We start from the raw sequence: 19,974 nt of genomic DNA on the forward strand, positions 1-19,974 counted from the left end.
CATTGCGGATAATTATACAACACATACTGAATTTAGGCAACCGTGAGTTGGCTTACAAACTTATCTAAATGACAGCTCCGACAGCTTTCGTAAAAAAGAAAAGCACCAGAAACGGTGCTAATCTTCATAATGCTCTTTACAGGAATAAATGATCAGATTTTGATTATTGTCAAAATTGTAAACTAACCTGTGTTCCTCCGTGATCCGGCGGCTCCATGCTTTTCTATACCTTAATGGTTCCGGCTTCCCAAGTCCTTGTGATAGTCCATCCCGATCTATGCTCTTAATAAGTTCATTGATCCTCTTAACTATCTTTTTGTCTTCCAGCTGCCAGTCTGTGTATTGCTGCCATGCAGTTGGAGTAAAATTATTCGTATGCCTCCAGCTCGTCAATGGTCTTTACAACAAACCCACCTGCTTCAGCTTCAGCCATAGATTTATCTATCATTGCAAGATAATCAGCGTTTCTCTTCGCTTTCATCATTTCATTATACTCTGCCTCAGATAACATCACAACATTTTCGTTTTTCGGTCTTGATATAATGAGAGTTTCACCCCGAAAAACTTTGTCGCATAATGATTTGAAATTATCTCTAACATCCATGCTCTTTACTGCTAACATTTTCAACACCTCATTTCTGCATTAAAAATCGTATGGTTTTTCGTATTTTTATTATATATTAGCATCTTTTACCTGTCAAGTACCATGATGATATAGGATAGTCTTTGTGAAAGGAATCTTATTCCAGCTTGACCACACCTTCCCCAATGACAGATTCCAGTCTGGCTCTGGCATCACCCACATATTTCTCCGGGGTGTTTATAAAACACCTGTTTTCCAGAAATCAGTTCCCAACTGCTGGCCGGATAAGAGCCGTTATCCTGCTTATAAATTAAAAGCCAGAAACAACATAGCCCATGATGGGTGTCTGCTGTTTCTGGCTTTTGTTGTTTTAAATCTGAATTATTACATTTTGTAAATCAATCATTCCGCCCGCATTGACAGAGCCATCTTTTTTGCAATAAATACCAGAAGGATCGCGGCTCCTGCAAGTATGGCAGAACCTATGTATCCGGCAACATAGGAGCCGGTAGAATCATAGAAGCTGGCGCTGATTTTAGGTCCCACAAAGGCTCCGATTCCGTATCCGATAAAAATCAGACCATAATTGCGGTTATAGAAACGGGAACCGAAAATGATTTTTACCATAGGTGCAAATACTACCAGCAGGCCTCCAAAGGAAAAGCCAACCAGACAGATGCAGAGAATAAAGTATGAAAGAGAGTGGGCGGCAGTCAGCATACACATGGAAATGCCGTTGATCGCAAGCACCAGAAGCAGGGAGTTCCAGCCCTTTAACCGGTCATAAATAAAGCCAAAGCCAATTCTTCCGCACATATTTGCAAGGGTCATAATGCTGACGCACATAGCGGCCATCATTGGAGTCTGTCCAATCTGGTTTTGAGCAATCGGCGAGGTGGCGCTTACCATCATGGTTCCGGCTGCATTTGCAAAAATGAACATCAGGAGCATAACCCAGAAAACGGGCGTTTTTACCATCTGAGGAATATTGTAATTGCTGCCGTTTAATTCTTTGGACTGAGCTGCACTGGGAGTCCAGCCTTCAGGCATCCAGCCCTCAGGACAGGGCACGATCATCCAGGCGACTGCTCCCACTCCGATCAGAAAGATAACTGCCAGGATTTTGCATGCTGCCTGTGCTCCGTAGGTATTAATGAGCCACTGGGCAATCGGGGACATGATGAAGGGCCCGCAAGATGCCCCGGCCTGTACCAGGCCGGAAATGGATCCGCTTTTATCAGGAAACCATTTTAAAGCCGTAGGAAGACAGGCCGGATAAATGGTGCCAGCTCCTGCTCCGGCAAAAATTCCATAAAACAGATAAAGCTGCGGGATGGATGAAGCAAAGCCGGTCAAAAACCATCCGGCTGCAAAAAATGCCAGTCCCAGATAGATCGCCACTCTGGGCTGAAGCTTTTCAGCCAGAAGCCCGCCTAAAAATCCAACGGCACAGTAGACAAACATATAAATCGTATAGGCCATGCTGAATTCAGAGCTGCTCCAGCCAAACTGGGTGGTAAGGGGCAGGGCAAAGAGGCTGAAAAATGCGGTGGCAGAGGTAAAAAGGCTCTGGATCCATACGCCTGCAAATACGCGCCATCTGGTTGCTTTTGTGATCTTCATATTCCTCTGCCCTCCTACTGCTGCAGTGTGCCCAGATCAAGTCCCAGGTCGCGTCCAGAAAATTTGCCTCCGGCCCTGCTGGTTCCCAGCCAGTAAACCATATCGGAAATATCCTCTACATCTAGGAAAGGAACGCCGTCATACATTTCCTGCCAGTTTTTAAAATCGTTTCCGGTCAGATCATTGATAAACTTCACATAACTTTCCGTCTCACACATAGGTGTTTTTACTTTGGTCGGACAGATGGTATTTACCACAATTCCCGTTCCTTTAAGCTCCTGGGCCAGTGTTTTTGTAAGTCCTCTCACACCCCATTTTGCCATACAGTAGGTAGCCAGCTGGGGCGTTCCATACATTCCGGAGGTAGACGCAATGTTGATAATGCGGCCAAAGCCCTGCTTCCTCATATACTGAGCGGCATATTTATTTGTACGCCAGGTACCGATCAGGTCAATGTCGATCACCTTCTGAACCTGTTCGTCTGTGAGCTCCCAGGTATAGCCGAAATTGATCACACCTGCATTGGCTACCACCACATCCAGTCGTCCAAAGGTTTCCCAGGCTTTTTCAAACAGCACCTTCATATCACTGTCGCTTGTGATATTGCAGCGTACAGCCAGCGTCTTAACGCCCAGAGCCTCAATCTCCTTTACGGTAGAGGAAAATACCTCTCCTGCCGGATCCTGCATATCCGCCAACACTACGTCAAATCCGTTTTCTGCAAATTTCAGAGCATGAGCCCGTCCCTGTCCCATGGCTCCGCCGGTAATAAGAACTACCTTTCGTTCCATTTTCATATCCCTCCTGTTAATTCGTTGATTGTTACTTTTATAACAATCATTATGTATTACTATAGACCTTTTATTCCATAAATACTATTGAATTATTTTTATTAAATCCATAAATAAAAATATATGAATTTGTGATATGATAAGAATATCATCTATGGATAAAGGGAGGAACGAGTTTTATGAATCTGGAGCATTTAAGATATTTTGAAACCATAGCAAAGCTGGAGCACTACGGAAAGGCGGCCAGTCTTCTTCACGTTACACAGCCTAATCTGAGTCATGCCATGGCACAGCTGGAGGATGAGCTGGAGATCAAGCTGTTTGAAAAATCAGGGAGGAACGTGCGCCTCACCCGTTACGGAGCCGTCTTTTTGGAAGCAGTTTCAGGCTCTCTTGAGCAGCTAGACCGTACGGTCCGAAATTTAAAGGAGATCCAAAGCGGGAGCGGCCTTATTATTCTTGGCTGTACCAGGGATTTAGGATCCAGTCTTGTCCCCGTTCTGATGCGTGATTTTAAAAGGACAGCCCGAGGAGAAAAGATCGTCTTTCAGCTCCATACAGACAGCAGCTTCAGCCGTGTTCTGTTAAATCAGGCTCTTGAGGGGCGTTACGATATGGTATTTACCTCATTGCCTGGAGATCCGTTCTGTATGGAATCCTTTTCTTTTGCACAGCCGCCTTTTATTGCGGCGGTTTCACTAGATCATCCGTTGGCCGGAAAGGATGAGATTTCATTATGTGAGACACTCTCCTTCCCTCATATCTTTCTGTCCAGAAAGTCCGGCCTGAGAGCGTTTACGGATCATCTTTTTTATCAGATTGGGACGTTTCCCTCCATCAGCTATGAAACAGAGGAAGACTTTGTAGTCGCCGGACTGGCCTCTGCCGGCTTTGGCATTGCCATTCTTCCGGATCATCCTTTTTTACACACCATGGATTTAAAGCTTTTAACGCTCACTGACCCGGATCCAAAAAGAACCGCCTATCTCTCTCTTGCAAAAGAAATCAAGCGATCCAAAGCGGCGGAATATTTTTATGAATTTTGTCGGGAAAGGCTTGCATAATCCTCACGGGATACGTTTTCTTTTATATTAAAAAAACCTTCAATGGGGTACCGGCATTAAGAGGTCCGCTTCCAGCCGGTATAATCGGCTGTGATGTCCCGCCTGCCTCGCAGCAGGCGGGTGCACCAGCTTTTTTTCGGAAAATCATCGGCCAGAGTCACTGTGATCTCCTTTATATTTCTGTGCGTATTCTTCCATAAATTTGTCTAATTCATGGAGATACACGTTCGCAAGCACTGGACTGACACCTGCTCCCTGCGGTACACCGCTGTATGTCCGATTGTACGTCCATTGCTCCATATATCCTGCTTTTAGGAATTTCCAGATAAGTTGTAGGAACATTTCATCATCAATGCGTTTTCTCAGCGATCAGATGATTGTGTGGTGATTAGAACTGTCGAGGCAGGCGTGTATATAACCCTCAACAAACCAGTTCGTTCCCGTAAAGGTTTTCTGAATCTGGTATAATGCTGTCAGACAGCTTTTGTTTGGTCTGAAACCATGAGATGTTTTGCTCATAAATGCTTTCTAAAATCATTTTCACTACTTCCTGCACCAGTTTGTCATTGCCCGACTGGATTACCAGCGGGCGCTTTTTATTGCTGTTTTTCTTAGCAATATATTCCCTGCGTGCAGGTTTTGGCAAGTAACTTTTATCTCGCATGGATTCAATAATCCTTTGGATTCTTTCGTCACTCATGCCATCAATGCTTTTCGTATGCGGAGTGCGGATTCCCCCACTCTGGCTATCGTTCAGGCAGTTTAGCTTTGTACCTCATACACGAATTTTTATTCTTGAATTTTCAGATACACAGGATTAGTACCTTATCATTCAGGATCTCGTCTATTAACAAGAGCGACAACATTCTACACTCCCCTTCGGGTTTCCCCTCTCGGATAAGTTGTAGAATAATAGGTTGTGATTTTTCATCACTTGATACTTTTACCTACTGCTTGCTAAAGGCAGTATTCCATAAATACCACGCCGCCAAATTTATAATGCGCTGGCGACTTCTGGGCGCACGCAATTTCCTACCAGGGTTTCCCATATTTTGTCATATTTTGCTTTAATCTGCGACAGGGATTGGAGGATGATCGTACAGGAAATTTCGTATTTCCTCATGGTTGATAACATTTTGTCAAAATCGGGAATTTCTCCGAATAGAGATAGGTAAGCCTCTGGTGTTACCACCTCGGGCTTTTCCGCCGCTCCACACCGTGCGTGATAGTTTCCCATCACACGGCGTTCCACCGACTAAGATTACTTTTTAGTGCCTATATAGTCCTCGAATTGTATTTCTTCCAACTCCCTATGTTTTCGGAGTTTATTGATTTTCTCTTTCATTTCTTCGGTCAAGTCTAAGTCTGTAAGCAACTTTCTGATTTTTTCCGGATTTGTTGCTCTGACCACTTCTGATACCGCTTTTGACAGGATAATTAGATTCCTGTAGGTGTCGTTTCGCTCTCCCTTACAGGGTTTGATGTGCACACAGACCATATCTGATATTGACAGAGCATTATGCGTTACCGCACATTTACCTTTTTGTACGATATACCTCGAAAGAGCGTTTTTAACCATATACTTCATAACATCGTAACTAATACAATTTTCGATGTCGGAATATTTCCTCACATATTTATTGACTTCATGCCTTTTATATTTAGGATATTCGTATGACACATATCCTACAGGTATAATCATTTTTCCATTTATCCACCGAAACTGCTTGGATTTTCCATACTTTTCTTGAATAATTATGATTCATTCCATTGCTTTTCCCTGTTATTTCTCCCGTTGTTTCCGCTTGCGCTTTGCGGCGTTGATCCGCTTCATGCGTGCGGCACATTCCGAGCAGTATTTGGCCCGGTTGGAACGGGGGGTAAACAGCGCCGTTTCCAGTTCCCTATCCTGCGGCAATACCGCTGTCCGAAACCACCTGCACAACAGGGAGTAGGAAATAGACTGGATACAGACACATTCCTCCCCATCGTCCAGGGCGATACAGTTTTCGTCGATGTAGTTACAGCACTCATGCACCAGTTTCCGCGCTCTGTGGTACTGGCGGTAATCCATGACAGGGATAGGTTCAGTCTTGTTGTTCTTCATAGCGACAGTTCCCACACCCACCGCAGCCGTGGCAGTGTTGAGCCTCCGGGCGGCTGTCCGTATCTGCCGGTTCCGGCTGCACCAGCGGAAGGAGCAGATGGATATTTAGGTGGATCGTGACAGGTAAAGTGATTTCTTTCATAAAACAGGTAACCTCCTTGAATGAATTTATTGTTAAATATTCGTGCAAAGTATTGTTTTCTTCGTGCAAATGGCATATACTATAATTGCCAGCAGAAAGGGGTTGATCGTATGGCTGGAAATACCACAAACATCAGTATCCGCATGGACGCAGATTTGAAAGCGCAGGCGGACGCACTGTTTACTGAACTTGGCATGAACCTGACTACGGCATTTAACATCTTTGTGCGCCAGTCGCTTCGTGAAGGCGGCATTCCCTTTGAGGTAAGGCTGGAACAGCCGAACAAAGAAACGGTTGCTGCCATGCTGGAAGCGGAAAGAATTGCAAAAGACCCGTCTGTAAAGGGCTACAATGACCTTGACGAGTTGTTTGCTGACCTGAAAAGATGAAAGAAACCAAATATACTGTCAAGTACACGACCAGTTTCAAAAAGGACTACAAACGAGCCATAAAGCGTGGCTTGAAGATCGAGCTGTTGGAGCAGGTCGTAGCATTGCTGGCAATGGGCGAACCGCTGCCGGATAAGAACCGTGACCATGACCTGTCCGGCGATTGGGCAGGTCATCGGGAATGTCATATTCTCCCGGACTGGCTGCTTGTCTATCGCATAGAGGATGATGTTCTGGTGCTGACGCTGGCCCGCACCGGCACACACAGTGACTTGTTCGGCAAATAAACCGTCTGCCGCCGTATGGGGAAACCTGTACGGCGGTTTTTTCTGTATACAAAAGTATGTTGTGAAACGCGACGCACTTGGCAGGGGTACACCAAAACGCGGCAGCCTTTATCGCTCCGGCCCACGGTCGTGAGACTTGTCCATTTCCTGTCGGGACAGCTGCCCGGCGGTTTTGCGGAGCCGTTCCACTGCTTTCAAATTCTCCCTCATGGATTTCATGGCAAGCGTGTCCGTCTGCTTTCCGGCGGCCAGCTGGTCGATCTCCCGCTGCCATGCCTTCGGGGTTATCCCCTCGCCACTGTCTTTCAAGTCTTTCAGATACCGGACTGCTGCGTCATACAGGATCAGTTCCCGGCTGTGGCGCTGCTCAAACTGTTCCCGCTTTTCCGGCTTTACTTTGGCAAACTGTTTGTGATTTGTGGTAAATTGAAAAGCAGTTGTAAGAATGGAGTCAAAAAGCCTTATAACCGCTGGAAATCAACACAAAAGGAGCTGAATTTTATGAAAACTATCTTTGAAGAAATGGGCGGTACATACCGTCAAGTGGGCGATTATTTCATTCCCAGCATTACTTTGCCGGATGACGGCGAATATCAGATAGGCAAATACGGGCGTATGCGCCGCAGCTACCTGAAAGAGTACCGTAAAATCCTCTACAACAACTATGTGTTGGAGGGAACACTGTTCAAGCATTTAGCTGAAATCGATCAAATCGGCAACGAGCGCATTGAAAACATCGTTTCCGCTATGGCAAAGCAGGAAGGCGTCTGTCCCGCCATGCAATCACATTTTCAAACTCCCGTTGTGTTCTGGCGGAATCCTCCAATCGTGCAAGGGCTTCTGCCCGCAGTTCTCGTGCTTGTTCGGATAATTCGGTTTCTTCGGTATCCGTATCATTGTCAGCAAGAACAACTTGGTTCTTCCGCTTCTTTTCGGGAAGATCGTCAGCAGCTTCTTCCTCATCGTCCCAAAGGGATTTTCATCTTCTTCGGCATCGACTATGTAATCGGAATCGTCCGTTTCATATTCATCTTCATAGTCAGTATTTTCTTCATAAAAACCGTCATGTTCATATCGTTCGGGATCGTCGAACACCGCAGACCCCTCCCTTCGAAAATATTTTCAAAAAAAGCTGGTTACTTCTCTCTGCGCCAACTACGACAACGAGTACGGCTGCCTGCCATTGGACTGTGACTGTCCAGTGTTGGGGATCTGTTTTACCAACAGCGCACTATGCAGATATTTCCGCAAGTCTGTCCTGCCGGAAGATGCAGGGTTGGAAGCCGTATTCACGCAAACACCGACCACTCATTGCAAACAATGCGGCAAGCCGTTCCCAACTGACGGAAAACGGGTGTACTGCTCACAGCGCTGTGCCAAAGGCTTTTTGAGGGCATTTTTGCATTGGCAGGGTGTTAATACCTTTTCTATTAGACGAAAAAATAATGAATATCTCAACACGGAGGTAACTGCCTATGGCAAAAAACGAGAACAGTAATTTTTCTTATATGACTCGCCGCATTGACGGCACCACCTATAAAGTTAAAGTAATATTCAGCGATACAGAAAAAGAAATAATGGAGGATAAAGTTTTACGGATGATTCGCAATGAAACGGTTACAACTGGCGGAACTTGTCGTATAATAGATTCACCACAAATGAGCCGACAGTCTGAAAGGAGCGCATCATGAGCATAAAACAGACTGAAGGAAAAATCATGGAACGGGGAAAAGATAGTTATCGTTAGCCATCTTTTTCTCTTTTTTATAAAAAAATTTCAGGGCCGGTTGTGACTCGCATAAGTCACAACCGGCCCTGTTTTAGGCTATCTATTTCCCGACAACCCCTTTTCATAGAGTGATTTACATATTAAAATAATTCTTCTTCTTTTACACAGTGGTTTTTAAGTTCGCCTACCAGAGACTGAAGAGCATCAACCACATGGGGACGGATATCTCCGCCGACTAACACCAGCATGATATTGTCTCCTACCTCCAGCTGTCCTTCATTCAGCCATACACGGACATAACCGATTCCCGGCATATTCTGTGTGTTCTCTACTGCCTCTTCCACCTTCTCTTTGTCATAAGAGAATACCATTCCTTTCACATCGGATGCAGAAATGTCTCCCTGTCTTACCTTTGCCTTCGCACTCTGGCGGACGATTCCATTGTGGAACAGATACATTCCACATTCAGGTGCGCTTTTATCTTCTTTTGCCTCTTTAATCCATGCATCCATGGAAGGTACTGTGGTTTTTGTATGCTCCATACGATCCATTTATTTTATCCTCTTTTCTTTATTGTATTAAACCGACATTTTAATATATTATTTTCTGTAAATGAGCAAGTTCGTGATTTTGCACAAAAGAAAGACACTGCGAAGTCAAGTAATGATTTTGATTCATTTATGAAGCTGGCAATATAATTTTGTGCAATTTTTCAAATTTGCTCATTTATAGTTATTTTTATATTATAAACGGTTTTTAAATGAATGACAACCATCTCATTGAAGCCAGAAAATCTTCATACACCATAGGCCGTCAACTCCTGCGTTTCTGTTTTTCCATGTCGATCACCGGCGAGATAAACATGATCTATCATACATATTTTTAATGCTGTTATCATCCTTCCTTTTCTGTATAATGGTGGAATGGATTTCAATGAAAGGAAGTGAAAATACGATGATTCTATATTTTACAGGAACAGGAAACAGTGAGTATACTGCCCGGAGGATAGCGAAAGAACCCGGGGGGAAAATCTGTAATCTTTTTACAAAAATGCTTGTAAACGGCAAACCCCATTGGGGAAATAAATGTACCCACTGTATGACCTGTATCTGCCGCTGTTCCCAAAAAGTGATTGAGTATGGAAAACACAGTCAGGAACTTAACCGATATACCTGCCCGAAATAAAAAGAACCGACCGTCTCCTTTTGAAAAGAGATCAGGCGGTTTTCGGGCTGCAGAACATGTTGGTCTGTTTGATCAGGAAAGACCCGCGTAAACCTTCGCTGCATTCTGATACAGGATCTGTTCCCGCTCTGCATCATTTAGCCCTTCCATCTCCCGAATCCAGCGCACATAGTCGCCATACGGAGCCTCTTTCAGGGCTGAAGGCATATCTGTGCCGAACAGCAGCTTATCTGCGCCCACCAGGTCTCTTGCCAGCCGTACATAGGCTCCGGCTCTCTTCCAGGGCTCGGAAGCATCCATACAATTATGGGGTACGCTTGCCAGGTCAAACCATACATTGGGGAGGGCCAGCCCTTCCAGAGCCCGTTTCAGTTCCTCCTCCTGCTTTCCGTTGGGAGCCAGAAGGTGGCAGATCACAAAGTTTACGCCCGGATGGCGGGTAACTGCGTTTTTAAGTCCCTCCGCCTGCCAGCTTTTACTGCCGCACTTTCCGATGTCAATAACCATCACATGGCCCATACGCTCCCCATAGGAAAAGGCCTCCTCCATGCGTTCTCCGTCGATGAGGAAATCAGGATGGATTGCCATCACGCCGGAGCCGGTGCTGACCTCGAACTTTTCAATCTTAAATCCCAGTTCTTCAAACAGAAAGCGCCGGATTCCATCCCGGTCAAAGGAATAGGGATCATAGCTGGCGGCGCCGATAAAACGGTCCGGATACTTTTTTACAGCCTCCCAGGTATAATAATTCTGAAAACCGTAGAAGTTTCCCTGAAGGAGCACGGATTTTTCCACTCCGTTCTCATCCATGATTTCAAGAAGCTGTTCCGGGCTTACGCCGTCTGTATGAAACTGCTCCGGTATCATCCGGACTACCTGTCCGTTGGCATAGCGGGCCATTCCGCCGCCGATGCTGCGCAGCTCTCCGCCGGAGCCGATCCCTGCGATGTACTGGACAATATGGGCGTGGCTGTCGATTATCTTCATAGTTCCTTTTAACCTGCCTTTTCTCTGTTATTTAAAAACGGCATCCATGTTTTCTGCCGGCTTTTTCCTGTCTGTGATGGCCGCCGCAATGTTCCCTTTGCGGTCTGTGGAAGGCTTCCCGCTGTCCTGCTTCACCATAACGGTCGCAGACGCCGTCCTGATCCGCGTCCTCATAATACCTGCCGCATCCCGGCTCGGCTGCAAAGGTGCTTACTGAACCCATTGCAAACACAGCTGCCGATGCAAAAAACGCTACAGCCGTCTTTTTTATGTTCCGTTTCATAGAGGTTCCTCCCTTCTTTTTATACCATAAATATAACACAGTCCGACGGCTAAATCCAGTGGGAGCCGGTATGTCTGCTATGCAGTTTTGCAGTTCAATCTGAAGTTTGTTTTCCAAAAAAAATAAACAGATATGGGCATAGTGATGCTAAAAAATAGGATAAAACTCCACCAGAACCTATTCTGACAAGCAGACGTATTATGATTCTGTACCAGCCTATAGGATACAAAAATAGAACTATCCCAAGAGCGCCTAACAGGTCAGGCATTACCAGTTCCAATGCTGTTATGATTATCTGAAATATTACAGTTATACTGGCTGAATAAAACAGGATTTTTCGAGAAAAAAACGAAAAATAAATCTTCCAAGCAAAAGAGCGATTGCAAAGATTGCTGCTTCCAGTATGTAGTTTTCCTGTTCTGTATGAACGCTGTATGTGATATCCGCATAAAAACCAATCGTTCCTGTGATCAAACAATAGGCAGGGACAATCCAAAGACCGTGCATTTTATATTTTATATTCAATTACAGCTCTCCTTTTCATGTTATTTTAGGATATACCATATCTTAAATATACCACAAACCTGTGTTTTGCTGTCTTACTATTTTTTTACATTTTTACATGGATATAAAACAAAAAAGCGCCCCATCCGGCTTTCAGCCTCCGGACAGGACACTTTTATTTTACTTACCTATGAAACAAAACTTTCTTCCCATACCTGCCATGCCTCCCTGGCCTGGCGGTATTTTTTATTGTGCCATTTCAGCGCTTCGCTGTTTCCGGCACATTTGGCAAGGCTTTTTTCAAAGCGCTCGTCGATGGATACTTCTTTATCTCCCTGGATCATCTTATCTGCTAAATATACAACCAGGGTTTCGTCTGCCTTTGAGGGCATCTTGTCCAGCCAGTGGTGCTGCCGTACAATCTCCGCTGCCCGGCTGTAGCCGCTTTCCTTTAAAAGCGCTGCTCCTGCTGCTGCATGATCTGCGCTCCCCTTGCGGATGTCATGAAGAAGGGAAGCAGACCGAACCAGATTCAGATCCAGGAGTATCCCTTTTTCCTGTAGCTTTACAGCCATGGAAAGAGCCTTACGGCTCACTGCCTCGCTGTGGCGGCGGAGGTGATCCGGCATCTGAGAGGTTTCCAAGAGCCATTTTAAGGCTTCCCCATCAGGATATCCCTGTCCTCTGCTGCCCTCCAACTGTAACAGACGGCGGTATTCCTCTTTTGTATCTGCATCTACAAAACTGCCCTCATCAGCGACTTCTACATCCAGAATCAAATCTGAGCAGCTTTTTAAAAAGCCCTTCAGTCCCTGCTCTCCCTGATACGATAATACAGCTTCCATCATTACTGAGTTGAGTTTTACCGGATGTCCACGCCGTCCGGCACATTTTGTCCGGACAATAGGGCTGTCTGCGGCTATGATCTTTTTTACAGTTTCTTCGGTTACGGCAGGCACGTCCACGGGCATGACAAGCACCTCGCTGCATTGTCCTTTAATTGCTTCGAACCCCAGCTTTAACGAATCGAGCATTTCCGTAGAAGCATACTGCCGATTTTGGATAAATATAATATCCGTATCCTTTAACTGCTGTTTTAGCTCTTCTCCCCGGTATCCCGTAACAATTACAATAGGGGAGACGCCAATCCGTTTAAGCATTTCTGTCAGGTGCCTGGCAATACATTCCCCGCCGAAGGGAAGCAGCGGTTTGAAATCTCCCATTCTGGAAGAAAGCCCCGCTGCTGCAATTACAGCGCCGGTTTGTTTCATCTTTTTTACCTCTTTTTATGCCTGTTTGCTGATCCGCTCTGCACGCTTTACAGCGTAATCCTGAAGAGTCCGTTTAAGGCCGATTTCCGCCATTTGAGCGCAGTGGATGCTCTCCTTTTCAAGTCCGCCGAAAAACTCAGACAGCTGGGCGGCATTGATCAGATATGCTTCCATTACAGGCTTGCCCAGTGCACATTCTGCGACTCTTGCGGCACATGCTTTTAATGGAGGGCAGGCGGTATCGGTAACTGTATAATGAAATTCCGTAATAACTTCCCTTTTTGTATCAATAAACATTTCCAGACAGTCGCCGCATCCCGGCTCTTTAACCTCTCCCGCCCCCAGAAAGTGCTCCGGCTTTCCCAGATTTTCTTTTTTTTCACTGTATAACAGAATTTTCTCCCTGTCCATTTTACAATATCCTTTCTTTGATGCCGGAGAGGTCTTTTGTCCTCCCGCTTTTTATTTTATCCAACTGGATGGCTTAAATCAGAATCCAAGGAATCTCCGGATCATAACCTTTGCCATTTCAATCTTATAACCGTTCATCTCCAGAGGAATTGCCTTCTTAAGGGCAATCTCTGCTGCTTCTTTTGCGGTTTCCTCTGTAAGTTCCTTACCAAGCAGATACTGCTCTGCCTCCTGTAATTTCATAGGAATCGGTGCAGCTGCTCCCAATACAAGGCTGATTTCCTTTACAATGCCTTCTTCCAGACGAAGGGTACCTGCTACTGCAAGAATAGCGAAATCAATTGATTTTCTCGTTCTGTACTTATCATAAACAGCAGTTGTGCCTTCAGAAGGCATTGGAACTACGATTTCCAGAACAATTTCTCCCGGCTTTAAGGTATCCTTTACGCGGGTAGAGCCTGCAAAGAAGGTTTCTGCGTCCAGCTCTCTCATATTTGTACGGATTTTTGCACCGTAAGCATACAGCATATTTGCCATGTCGCTTGGGTTTACAGCCAGACATCCGCAGTTGAAGCAGCGGGATGCCTCATGCTTTACAGCACTTTCATCCAGTCCGCTTAAATCCTCCTTATCCATGGCTCTGTCTTCTACAGAAAGGAGGGATGCCTTTGCTGCCTCGTGATTATGACGGCACTCATTTGTAAAGGATGCCAGTTTTTCTTTCAGGCGGGCAGCAGCTGCCTTCTCAACCTCAAGGGCGTCTGTCTGGCAGTATTTGCGGATAGCGATCGCAGTGTCCTTTCCTGCCGCAATTGCCTTGATAACGGTTGCAGGTCCGGTTGTTACATCGCCTCCGGCAAAAATGCCTTCCACGCTGGTCTTGTTTCCTTCTAATGCCTTGATGCGTCCGCGTTCAGTTTCAACCTCATAAGCGCCTTCCAGGAAGTCCAGATCAGCCTTCTGTCCGATTGCCATCATGATAACATCTGCATCTACTGTAAGCAGATTGTTTTCATCATATACAGGATTGAAACGTCCTGTTTCATCCAGAACCTGAGGACAGTTCTTGAATACGATTCCGCTGACTTTTCCGTCTGTTCTCAGAACTTCCTTGGGTCCCCAGCCGTTGACGATCTTTACGCCCTCTTCCAGTGCCCTTGTAACCTCTTCTTCATTTGCCGGCATGGAATCTCTCTGCTCAAGACAGACCATGGTTACATTGTGGGCGCCCAGACGTTTGGCAGTGATGGCAACGTCCATGGCAACGTTTCCGCCGCCGACTACAACAACATCAGAACCGGGTCTGTCAAGAATATAATTATTTACGTCAATCAGGAATTCCAGGCCGAACCGTGTGAGTTCTTCGCCTGCAAGCCCGATCAGAGGACGTTTCCATGTGCCTGTATCCAACATTACGCTGTCGCTGATTTTATAAATTTCATCCAGAGTAATGTCTGTGCCTACATTACAGCTGCAGCAGAATGTGACACCCATATTTTTAAGAACAGAGACGAATTTTCTTACGATATCCTTTGGAAGCCGGTATGCCGGAATCGCATAGGAAAGGCAGCCGCCCGGTTCTTTCTGTTTCTCATATACGGTAACTGCAAAGCCACTCTGGCGGAGATAGAAAGCGGCGGTCAGGCCCGCAGGACCGGAACCTACGATGGAAATTTTCTTTCCGTTTTCTTCCTTCGGTCCCTGCATAAAGTCCTCGGAATGCTCCAGGATCATATCTCCAAGGTAACGCTCAATGCCGCCTACATTCAGGCTCTCATCATATGTATTGCGGTTGCAGCCTTCCATACAGAAGTGAGCGCATACGCGGCTGGTAATAGCCGGCATCGGATTTACCTCCAGGATTACGCGGGCCGCATCCTCATATCTTCCTGCGCGTACCATTTCCATATATGCGGAGATGTCTGTATGGGCTGGGCAGTTTCCGGTACATGGAGTCTCACATACCTTTGCTGCACCGAAAATGGAGTGATAACGGTTTTCACCCATCATAGCGGAGCAGAGATGGCCGCTCTTACGTGCACAGTCAATCTTTCCGCCTAGAATATCCGGATAGCGGTAATACCAGCAGCGAATGTCCTGACACAGGTTTCCGGCTACGGTAGCAGTATTGCGGATGTTAGGGGTGGCAACACTTGTAGCGGCAGTGCTTAAAGCGCCCCAGTGCTCTTTTACTGTTTCAGAATCAGCTACCTGACGCAGAGTTGCCTCCGCGCCAATGTGAAGTCCGTCCTCCTTTACTTCAATCTGGGACAGGCCGGGAAGCTTCTTTAAATTAACCACCTGCTCCGGATATTCCGGAAGCAGTCCGTCCTTTAATACGCCAATCAGATCCGTGCCTCCGCCCATGGCAACTGTGCCGGACTGTTTCAGCAGCTCAGACGCATCCTCCACAGAAGATGGATTTATGTATGTAAAATTTTTCATTTATTTGCCTCCTTTTCCTTCAGCGCTTTCAGGACTTTTGCAGGTGAGAATGGATAAGAATCCAGCTTAATGCCGCAAGCATTGTAGATTGCCATACGGATGGCAGGACCGCCGGGAGCCAGTAAGGGCTCTCCTACTCCCACTGCGCCAAATGGATAATCATTCTCTGTATTCTTCATAGACTCCAGGACAATGTGGTCATGGGGAACTACATCATTAAAGGTTCTTGTCTTATAATCAATATTGCTTGCGTTTAATACCCGGTAATCATTGGGGTCCCATACGGTTTCTTCCATACATGCGATATCAATTCCCGCAAAGAAGGACTGCATCTGATTGCGCAGCGGAAGCGGGTTTACAATTACGCCTGCATCAGATCCGCCAAAGTGGTCTACAATCTTAAAGGTACCCATTTCCAGATCTACCTCTACTTCTACAAACTGAAGATGGAAAATGGTACTGTCATGAACACCGTCAAAATGGCCGCAGCCGGTAACGCCGTCTACTTTTCCCATCAGGTGAGGGAACAGAGAGTATTTTTCTTCCGGATTGGACAGACGGCACACATATCCGCCCTTAAATTCCAGATCATCCTCAGGAAGGCCGAGCTTTTCATGAGCCAGCTGATAAAGCTTCTTTTTCACATCCTCACAGGCGCGCTTTGCTACGATGCCTCCGCAGTAGGTAGAACGGGAACCGGTGGAACCGAAATCAGGCGGCGTCATTCCTGTATCAGAATCGGACACACGGATGGACTCCAACGGCATATCCAGCTCTTCTGCCACAACCTTGAGCATAACATCTCTGGTACCTGCGCCAAACTCAGACATACAGGTTGACAGATAGACTGCGCCCAGTCCGGTAAGGGTAACATTGGCATTGGATGGCTTTCCGCCGGTATCTGAATGGCCTGCAGCGCCTACTCCCACGCCTCTTACCTTCTTTCCGTCAGCAGATACCCAGGTAGGAACGCCCCAGCCCTTGAATCGGTCAGACCAATGGAATGCATCTGCTGTCTTGACAACCAGATCGCTCCAGTCGGCCGTCTTGTTATACTGCCATGGATGAGGCTCTGCATTTGCATTGTGATACCGGTCGCCCTTCTTCATCGCATTTTTAACCAGATAAGTTACAGGATCAATATCCAGCTTTATACATGCCTCCATAATTGCCTGACTTACCAGAGCCGTAGACTCCATGTAGCCGTATCCGCGGAAGGAACCGGAAGGCATATGGTTGGTAACAACTACCTCTGCATCGTATTTCTTATTGTCTGTTTTACAGAGGATGGGAAGAGTATTAGTTCCCACCGCCAGCATGAATTCCTGAGTGGAAGCGCAGACGCCTGCATCTGCAACCTGATTCATAACAACCGCGCTTGCCAGACCGTCTTTCTTCATACCAAATTTAAGATGAGCCTTGGTAACCATACGGTTCTGATGGATTGCAAAATGCTCTTCTTTGCTGTAATTAAACATAACCGGACATCCGGCAGCCTTCGCCATTACTGCTGTAAATACAAGAGGCTGCACATTGCCGCTGTATAACTTGGAACCAAAGCTTCCTCCTACTGCCGGAGCGGTAAGGCGTACCTGCTCATAAGGCACATTTAAGGATGAAGCCACATTCTGATGGCAGTATGCAGGAGCGGCAGCGGATGCGATAAAGTTATATGTATCGTTTTCATACCAGCAGATGGTAACAGGAGGCTCTACCGGAAGCGGGTTCTGTCCGTTTTCGATAGAAGAATCAACCTCAACGATTACATCTGACTCCTCAAAGCCCTTTTCCACATCTCCCACCTCAAAGTTTATGTTATTTTTGTGAGGAGCAATATTTCCCGGAAATTCTGGATAAAGCTGTGGTGCATCGGGAGCCAGCGCTTCCTCGATGGTGAATACAGGCTTAAGCACCGTGTAGGTTACGTCAATCAGCTTCATTGCTTCCAGAGCAATATCCTCTGTCTCGGCAACTACCAGGGCAACTGCATCTCCGATGAAGCGGACATACTGATCCATAATATGATGATGCTTAGGAGGGGTAAAACCGTTTGTGATGTAAATATTCGGGTCCACATCCTTCCAGGTCACAACGGCAGTAACTCCGGGATAAGCCTTGGCCTTTTCAACGTCAATGGCTTCGATTTTGGCATAGGGATGGGGGCTTCTTAAAATTTTTCCATACTGCATACCAGGCACCTTAAAATCACCGGTATACTTTGCTTTTCCCGTTACAATCTGAGGACCTAACAGGCGAACCTTTTCCTTGCCTACATACTTTAATTCTTTCATTCCTGCTCCTCCTTTTTGCTTTTATTGCTTTCTACATAGGCCATAATGGATTCTACTGCCGTATAGTGGGTTCCGCAGCGGCAGTAATTTCCAGCCAATGCTTCTCTGACCTCTTCCTCTGTGGGTTCCGGATTTTCATTTAAAAGCGCTTTTGCTGTCATGATTACACCGGGGATACAGAAACCGCACTGATATCCGCAGTTGTCCAAAAATGCCTGCTGCAGGCCGTCCAGTTCTCCTGTGGCCCGGTCAGCCAGACCTTCAATTGTGGTAATCTCTGAGCCGTCACAATCCATAGTCAATGTCATGCATGACGTAACTGCCTTTCCGTCCATAATCACGGTACAGCAGCCGCAGGCTCCCTGATCGCATCCGATCTTTAAGCCTGTAAGGCCCAGACGGTCCCTGAGGGTATGAGCCAGAGTCTCGCTTTCGGGCATATCATTTCTGCCCGTTCCCACGGTGATGTCGTAATCCTTTCCGTTTACCTTCAAGGTAATGATTTTTTGAACAAGTTCTTTCATATTGCTTTTTTCCTTTCTATAAAAGTGATCTTTGAATCAAAAGCTACCTTTTTATGGACGTTCGTCATTTTTTACCAGAAAGCTGAAGAATACCGCAACCACTGCGCATCCAACAAAGATGTACCATACAAAGGAATAACTTCCTGTTGCATCAATTACCCGTCCTACAATGATAGGCATAATCAGGCTTGCCATCTGGAATAACAGATTCTGTGTGGAGGCGGCAGTTGCTGTAAAGCGCTCTCCTGCCAGCATCATGGCAGAGGTGGTGTAATGGGTGGAAGGCAGATAGGAAACCGCACCATAGATAATTCCTACCAGAATCAGTCCGGTGTAGCTTCTCTGCATAGAGAAGATAATGGTCATCACACCCATGCCTGCAAGGGTCATCATAAGGAAATTCCGGTGGCTCATGTGAAGCTTCTGGGCAATACTTCCGGACAGGCAGGAGGCAATGATGCCCGCAATGCTGTAGCAGGTAATAATCATGCCGCCCTGGACAGGGCTGAAACCGATGCTCTGGACATATTTATTGGTCCAGGTAGCAAAGCCTACGCTGATAAACATGAACATAAATCCGCTGGCGCCCAGAAGAAGCTGCTGTTTATTGGTAAAGAAACCAACCAGTCCCTCCAGCATTCCGGCCTGTCCGGCTCCGGGAGCTTTGGCTGCCGCGGTCTGTGCTGCTGCCCTGGGAGCGGAAGCTTCCGGCGCTTTCTTTTCAACGGGCTGTACAAATACAGCTAATAAAACCACGATAACGGCTGCCACTGCGCCTACAATCATAAAGGTAGTCCGCCATCCAAAGGCCTGATTGAGAGGAGCGCCTAAAGACTGAGCCAGTGTGATGCCGAAAGGCGGGGAAGCCAGCACTACGCCCATAGCAGAAGCTCTCTCTTTTGGTGCAAATGTAAGGGCAACTACTTTTGAACACTGGGCCATAACGCAGCCGCTGCTCACACCTGTAATCACACGGATTGCCAGTCCCATTTCATAGCTGTTTATGGCTGACATAAGGGCTGTCATAGCGCCGCCTAAAACGGTACAGGCAATCAGAATATACTTGGGCTGATATTTGTCCGCCATAATTCCGCCCGGAATCTGTGTTACCAGATATCCTGCAAAAAAAGCAGACATATAAAGTCCTGCCTGTGTGGCGTTAATACCAAATTCCCCGGATACGTCTGCCATCAGAGGGCTCCAGATGTACCGGCTCAAAAAGGTAAATGAAAACGCCAGTGTGACTGCCGCCAATGACATATACTTGTTTGTTTTTTTCGTTTGAGTTCCCATGACTTCTCCTTTTTGTCATTTTTTTAACATTTGTGTTTAAAAAAAAGAATTCAGCTGACCTTTTT

At 46.3% G+C, this 19,974-nt stretch carries 26 protein-coding genes and 1 pseudogene; 7 read left to right on the plus strand and 20 right to left on the minus strand.

Features of this window, described 5'->3' with window-relative positions; genetic code table 11:
- Positions 1-117 precede the first annotated feature (117 nt).
- Positions 118-393, minus strand: coding sequence for a Txe/YoeB family addiction module toxin (locus WKT10_RS06755; protein ID WP_337934278.1), 276 nt, complete (start codon positions 391-393; stop codon positions 118-120).
- On the minus strand, positions 368-622 hold the full coding sequence (locus WKT10_RS06760) for a type II toxin-antitoxin system Phd/YefM family antitoxin (RefSeq protein WP_066548423.1): 255 nt from the start codon (positions 620-622) through the stop codon (positions 368-370). Before WKT10_RS06760 ends, WKT10_RS06755 begins: the two co-directional genes overlap by 26 nt.
- A 106-nt stretch (positions 623-728) precedes the next feature.
- Between WKT10_RS06760 and WKT10_RS06765 the strand changes: the two genes are divergently transcribed.
- Complete coding sequence (locus tag WKT10_RS06765; protein WP_296038434.1) at positions 729-980, plus strand: hypothetical protein; 252 nt, start codon at positions 729-731, stop codon at positions 978-980.
- Between the two features lie 5 nt (positions 981-985).
- On the opposite strand, the gene WKT10_RS06770 is transcribed toward WKT10_RS06765, so the two are convergent.
- A complete protein-coding gene (locus WKT10_RS06770) occupies positions 986-2,206 on the minus strand; it encodes an L-lactate MFS transporter (protein WP_340276306.1) in 1,221 nt (406 codons plus the stop codon).
- Positions 2,207-2,220: 14 nt separating this feature from the next.
- Entirely contained in the window at positions 2,221-2,997 is a 777-nt protein-coding gene (locus WKT10_RS06775) for an SDR family NAD(P)-dependent oxidoreductase (RefSeq protein ID WP_340276308.1), read from the minus strand.
- Between the two features lie 179 nt (positions 2,998-3,176).
- Here WKT10_RS06775 and WKT10_RS06780 point away from each other — a divergent pair, with 179 nt between their 5' ends.
- Complete coding sequence (locus tag WKT10_RS06780; protein WP_340276310.1) at positions 3,177-4,061, plus strand: LysR family transcriptional regulator; 885 nt, start codon at positions 3,177-3,179, stop codon at positions 4,059-4,061.
- Positions 4,062-4,235: 174 nt separating this feature from the next.
- On the opposite strand, the pseudogene WKT10_RS06785 reads toward WKT10_RS06780, so the two are convergent.
- The 5 genes and pseudogenes from WKT10_RS06785 to WKT10_RS06805 form a co-directional block, all read right to left on the minus strand.
- Positions 4,236-4,773, minus strand: a pseudogene (locus WKT10_RS06785) (reverse transcriptase/maturase family protein); the annotation flags it as partial.
- Positions 4,774-5,055: 282 nt separating this feature from the next.
- Complete coding sequence (locus WKT10_RS06790; protein WP_066548401.1) at positions 5,056-5,298, minus strand: TraM recognition domain-containing protein; 243 nt, start codon at positions 5,296-5,298, stop codon at positions 5,056-5,058.
- 24 nt (positions 5,299-5,322) lie between these two features.
- Positions 5,323-5,763 (minus strand): hypothetical protein, encoded by a 441-nt coding sequence (locus WKT10_RS06795; RefSeq protein ID WP_340276312.1) that lies wholly within the window; start codon positions 5,761-5,763, stop codon positions 5,323-5,325.
- An 81-nt stretch (positions 5,764-5,844) separates the two neighbouring features.
- Positions 5,845-6,168 (minus strand): cysteine-rich VLP domain-containing protein, encoded by a 324-nt coding sequence (locus tag WKT10_RS06800; protein WP_340276314.1) that lies wholly within the window; start codon positions 6,166-6,168, stop codon positions 5,845-5,847.
- Positions 6,149-6,310 (minus strand): hypothetical protein, encoded by a 162-nt coding sequence (locus tag WKT10_RS06805; RefSeq protein ID WP_340276316.1) that lies wholly within the window; start codon positions 6,308-6,310, stop codon positions 6,149-6,151. The genes WKT10_RS06800 and WKT10_RS06805 overlap by 20 nt, the downstream gene beginning before the upstream one ends.
- A 110-nt stretch (positions 6,311-6,420) precedes the next feature.
- On the opposite strand from WKT10_RS06805, the gene WKT10_RS06810 reads away from it, so the two are divergent.
- The gene (locus tag WKT10_RS06810) at positions 6,421-6,699 is read left to right on the plus strand and encodes a type II toxin-antitoxin system RelB/DinJ family antitoxin (RefSeq protein ID WP_005924829.1); all 279 of its coding nucleotides are present in this window, start codon (positions 6,421-6,423) and stop codon (positions 6,697-6,699) included.
- Positions 6,696-6,986 carry a type II toxin-antitoxin system YafQ family toxin gene (locus WKT10_RS06815; RefSeq protein WP_002596328.1) on the plus strand — a complete coding sequence of 97 codons (291 nt, stop codon included), beginning with the start codon at positions 6,696-6,698 and terminating at the stop codon, positions 6,984-6,986. Before WKT10_RS06810 ends, WKT10_RS06815 begins: the two co-directional genes overlap by 4 nt.
- A gap of 108 nt (positions 6,987-7,094) precedes the next feature.
- Here the strand turns inward: WKT10_RS06815 and WKT10_RS06820 are convergent, their stop codons facing one another.
- Positions 7,095-7,295: a hypothetical protein gene (locus tag WKT10_RS06820; protein WP_340276318.1), complete on the minus strand. Its 201-nt coding sequence runs from the start codon at positions 7,293-7,295 to the stop codon at positions 7,095-7,097.
- Positions 7,296-7,343: 48 nt separating this feature from the next.
- On the opposite strand from WKT10_RS06820, the gene WKT10_RS06825 reads away from it, so the two are divergent.
- The 3 genes from WKT10_RS06825 to WKT10_RS06835 are packed head-to-tail and all read left to right on the plus strand — an operon-like array spanning position 7,344 to position 8,677.
- Positions 7,344-8,180, plus strand: a complete 837-nt coding sequence (locus WKT10_RS06825; RefSeq protein ID WP_340276320.1) for a TnpV protein — start codon at positions 7,344-7,346, stop codon at positions 8,178-8,180.
- Entirely contained in the window at positions 8,170-8,484 is a 315-nt protein-coding gene (locus tag WKT10_RS06830; protein ID WP_445292999.1) for a cysteine-rich VLP protein, read from the plus strand. Before WKT10_RS06825 ends, WKT10_RS06830 begins: the two co-directional genes overlap by 11 nt.
- Complete coding sequence (locus tag WKT10_RS06835) at positions 8,462-8,677, plus strand: transposon-encoded TnpW family protein (protein ID WP_066548395.1); 216 nt, start codon at positions 8,462-8,464, stop codon at positions 8,675-8,677. The genes WKT10_RS06830 and WKT10_RS06835 overlap by 23 nt, the downstream gene beginning before the upstream one ends.
- A gap of 178 nt (positions 8,678-8,855) precedes the next feature.
- On the opposite strand, the gene WKT10_RS06840 is transcribed toward WKT10_RS06835, so the two are convergent.
- The 10 genes from WKT10_RS06840 to WKT10_RS06890 form a co-directional block, all read right to left on the minus strand.
- Positions 8,856-9,266 carry a molybdenum cofactor biosynthesis protein MoaE gene (locus WKT10_RS06840; RefSeq protein WP_340276324.1) on the minus strand — a complete coding sequence of 137 codons (411 nt, stop codon included), beginning with the start codon at positions 9,264-9,266 and terminating at the stop codon, positions 8,856-8,858.
- Positions 9,267-9,972: 706 nt separating this feature from the next.
- Positions 9,973-10,887 (minus strand): amidohydrolase family protein, encoded by a 915-nt coding sequence (locus WKT10_RS06850; protein ID WP_340276326.1) that lies wholly within the window; start codon positions 10,885-10,887, stop codon positions 9,973-9,975.
- 31 nt (positions 10,888-10,918) lie between these two features.
- Positions 10,919-11,170 (minus strand): hypothetical protein, encoded by a 252-nt coding sequence (locus tag WKT10_RS06855; RefSeq protein ID WP_340276329.1) that lies wholly within the window; start codon positions 11,168-11,170, stop codon positions 10,919-10,921.
- 309 nt (positions 11,171-11,479) lie between these two features.
- Positions 11,480-11,695: a hypothetical protein gene (locus tag WKT10_RS06860; protein ID WP_340276331.1), complete on the minus strand. Its 216-nt coding sequence runs from the start codon at positions 11,693-11,695 to the stop codon at positions 11,480-11,482.
- A gap of 167 nt (positions 11,696-11,862) precedes the next feature.
- Positions 11,863-12,945 carry a DVU_1551 family NTP transferase gene (locus tag WKT10_RS06865; RefSeq protein WP_340276333.1) on the minus strand — a complete coding sequence of 361 codons (1,083 nt, stop codon included), beginning with the start codon at positions 12,943-12,945 and terminating at the stop codon, positions 11,863-11,865.
- A 15-nt stretch (positions 12,946-12,960) separates the two neighbouring features.
- Complete coding sequence (locus WKT10_RS06870; protein WP_066548382.1) at positions 12,961-13,356, minus strand: iron-sulfur cluster assembly scaffold protein; 396 nt, start codon at positions 13,354-13,356, stop codon at positions 12,961-12,963.
- A gap of 78 nt (positions 13,357-13,434) precedes the next feature.
- Positions 13,435-15,801, minus strand: a complete 2,367-nt coding sequence (locus tag WKT10_RS06875; protein ID WP_340276335.1) for an FAD-dependent oxidoreductase — start codon at positions 15,799-15,801, stop codon at positions 13,435-13,437.
- Positions 15,798-18,092, minus strand: a complete 2,295-nt coding sequence (locus WKT10_RS06880; RefSeq protein ID WP_337434521.1) for a xanthine dehydrogenase family protein molybdopterin-binding subunit — start codon at positions 18,090-18,092, stop codon at positions 15,798-15,800. Before WKT10_RS06880 ends, WKT10_RS06875 begins: the two co-directional genes overlap by 4 nt.
- The gene (locus WKT10_RS06885; RefSeq protein ID WP_066548376.1) at positions 18,089-18,616 is read right to left on the minus strand and encodes a (2Fe-2S)-binding protein; all 528 of its coding nucleotides are present in this window, start codon (positions 18,614-18,616) and stop codon (positions 18,089-18,091) included. The genes WKT10_RS06880 and WKT10_RS06885 overlap by 4 nt, the downstream gene beginning before the upstream one ends.
- Positions 18,617-18,667: 51 nt before the next feature.
- Positions 18,668-19,909, minus strand: coding sequence for an MFS transporter (locus WKT10_RS06890; RefSeq protein WP_337434522.1), 1,242 nt, complete (start codon positions 19,907-19,909; stop codon positions 18,668-18,670).
- Positions 19,910-19,974 lie beyond the last annotated feature (65 nt).

The sequence above is a fragment of the Enterocloster sp. HCN-30185 genome, from assembly GCF_037890305.1.
Classification (GTDB): domain Bacteria; phylum Bacillota; class Clostridia; order Lachnospirales; family Lachnospiraceae; genus Enterocloster.

What these genes read in the sequence shown, in the direction of transcription:
- WKT10_RS06760 (WP_066548423.1), bottom strand. Translation starts at nt 622, where the DNA reads ATGTTAGCAGTAAAGAGCATGGATGTTAGAGATAATTTCAAATCATTA.
- WKT10_RS06770 (WP_340276306.1), bottom strand. Translation starts at nt 2,206, where the DNA reads ATGAAGATCACAAAAGCAACCAGATGGCGCGTATTTGCAGGCGTATGG.
- WKT10_RS06775 (WP_340276308.1), bottom strand. Translation starts at nt 2,997, where the DNA reads ATGGAACGAAAGGTAGTTCTTATTACCGGCGGAGCCATGGGACAGGGA.
- WKT10_RS06780 (WP_340276310.1), top strand. Translation starts at nt 3,177, where the DNA reads ATGAATCTGGAGCATTTAAGATATTTTGAAACCATAGCAAAGCTGGAG.
- WKT10_RS06790 (WP_066548401.1), bottom strand. Translation starts at nt 5,298, where the DNA reads ATGGGAAACTATCACGCACGGTGTGGAGCGGCGGAAAAGCCCGAGGTG.
- WKT10_RS06795 (WP_340276312.1), bottom strand. Translation starts at nt 5,763, where the DNA reads ATGATTATACCTGTAGGATATGTGTCATACGAATATCCTAAATATAAA.
- WKT10_RS06800 (WP_340276314.1), bottom strand. Translation starts at nt 6,168, where the DNA reads ATGAAGAACAACAAGACTGAACCTATCCCTGTCATGGATTACCGCCAG.
- WKT10_RS06805 (WP_340276316.1), bottom strand. Translation starts at nt 6,310, where the DNA reads ATGAAAGAAATCACTTTACCTGTCACGATCCACCTAAATATCCATCTG.
- WKT10_RS06810 (WP_005924829.1), top strand. Translation starts at nt 6,421, where the DNA reads ATGGCTGGAAATACCACAAACATCAGTATCCGCATGGACGCAGATTTG.
- WKT10_RS06815 (WP_002596328.1), top strand. Translation starts at nt 6,696, where the DNA reads ATGAAAGAAACCAAATATACTGTCAAGTACACGACCAGTTTCAAAAAG.
- WKT10_RS06835 (WP_066548395.1), top strand. Translation starts at nt 8,462, where the DNA reads ATGGCAAAAAACGAGAACAGTAATTTTTCTTATATGACTCGCCGCATT.
- WKT10_RS06840 (WP_340276324.1), bottom strand. Translation starts at nt 9,266, where the DNA reads ATGGATCGTATGGAGCATACAAAAACCACAGTACCTTCCATGGATGCA.
- WKT10_RS06850 (WP_340276326.1), bottom strand. Translation starts at nt 10,887, where the DNA reads ATGAAGATAATCGACAGCCACGCCCATATTGTCCAGTACATCGCAGGG.
- WKT10_RS06855 (WP_340276329.1), bottom strand. Translation starts at nt 11,170, where the DNA reads ATGAAACGGAACATAAAAAAGACGGCTGTAGCGTTTTTTGCATCGGCA.
- WKT10_RS06865 (WP_340276333.1), bottom strand. Translation starts at nt 12,945, where the DNA reads ATGAAACAAACCGGCGCTGTAATTGCAGCAGCGGGGCTTTCTTCCAGA.
- WKT10_RS06870 (WP_066548382.1), bottom strand. Translation starts at nt 13,356, where the DNA reads ATGGACAGGGAGAAAATTCTGTTATACAGTGAAAAAAAAGAAAATCTG.
- WKT10_RS06875 (WP_340276335.1), bottom strand. Translation starts at nt 15,801, where the DNA reads ATGAAAAATTTTACATACATAAATCCATCTTCTGTGGAGGATGCGTCT.
- WKT10_RS06880 (WP_337434521.1), bottom strand. Translation starts at nt 18,092, where the DNA reads ATGAAAGAATTAAAGTATGTAGGCAAGGAAAAGGTTCGCCTGTTAGGT.
- WKT10_RS06885 (WP_066548376.1), bottom strand. Translation starts at nt 18,616, where the DNA reads ATGAAAGAACTTGTTCAAAAAATCATTACCTTGAAGGTAAACGGAAAG.
- WKT10_RS06890 (WP_337434522.1), bottom strand. Translation starts at nt 19,909, where the DNA reads ATGGGAACTCAAACGAAAAAAACAAACAAGTATATGTCATTGGCGGCA.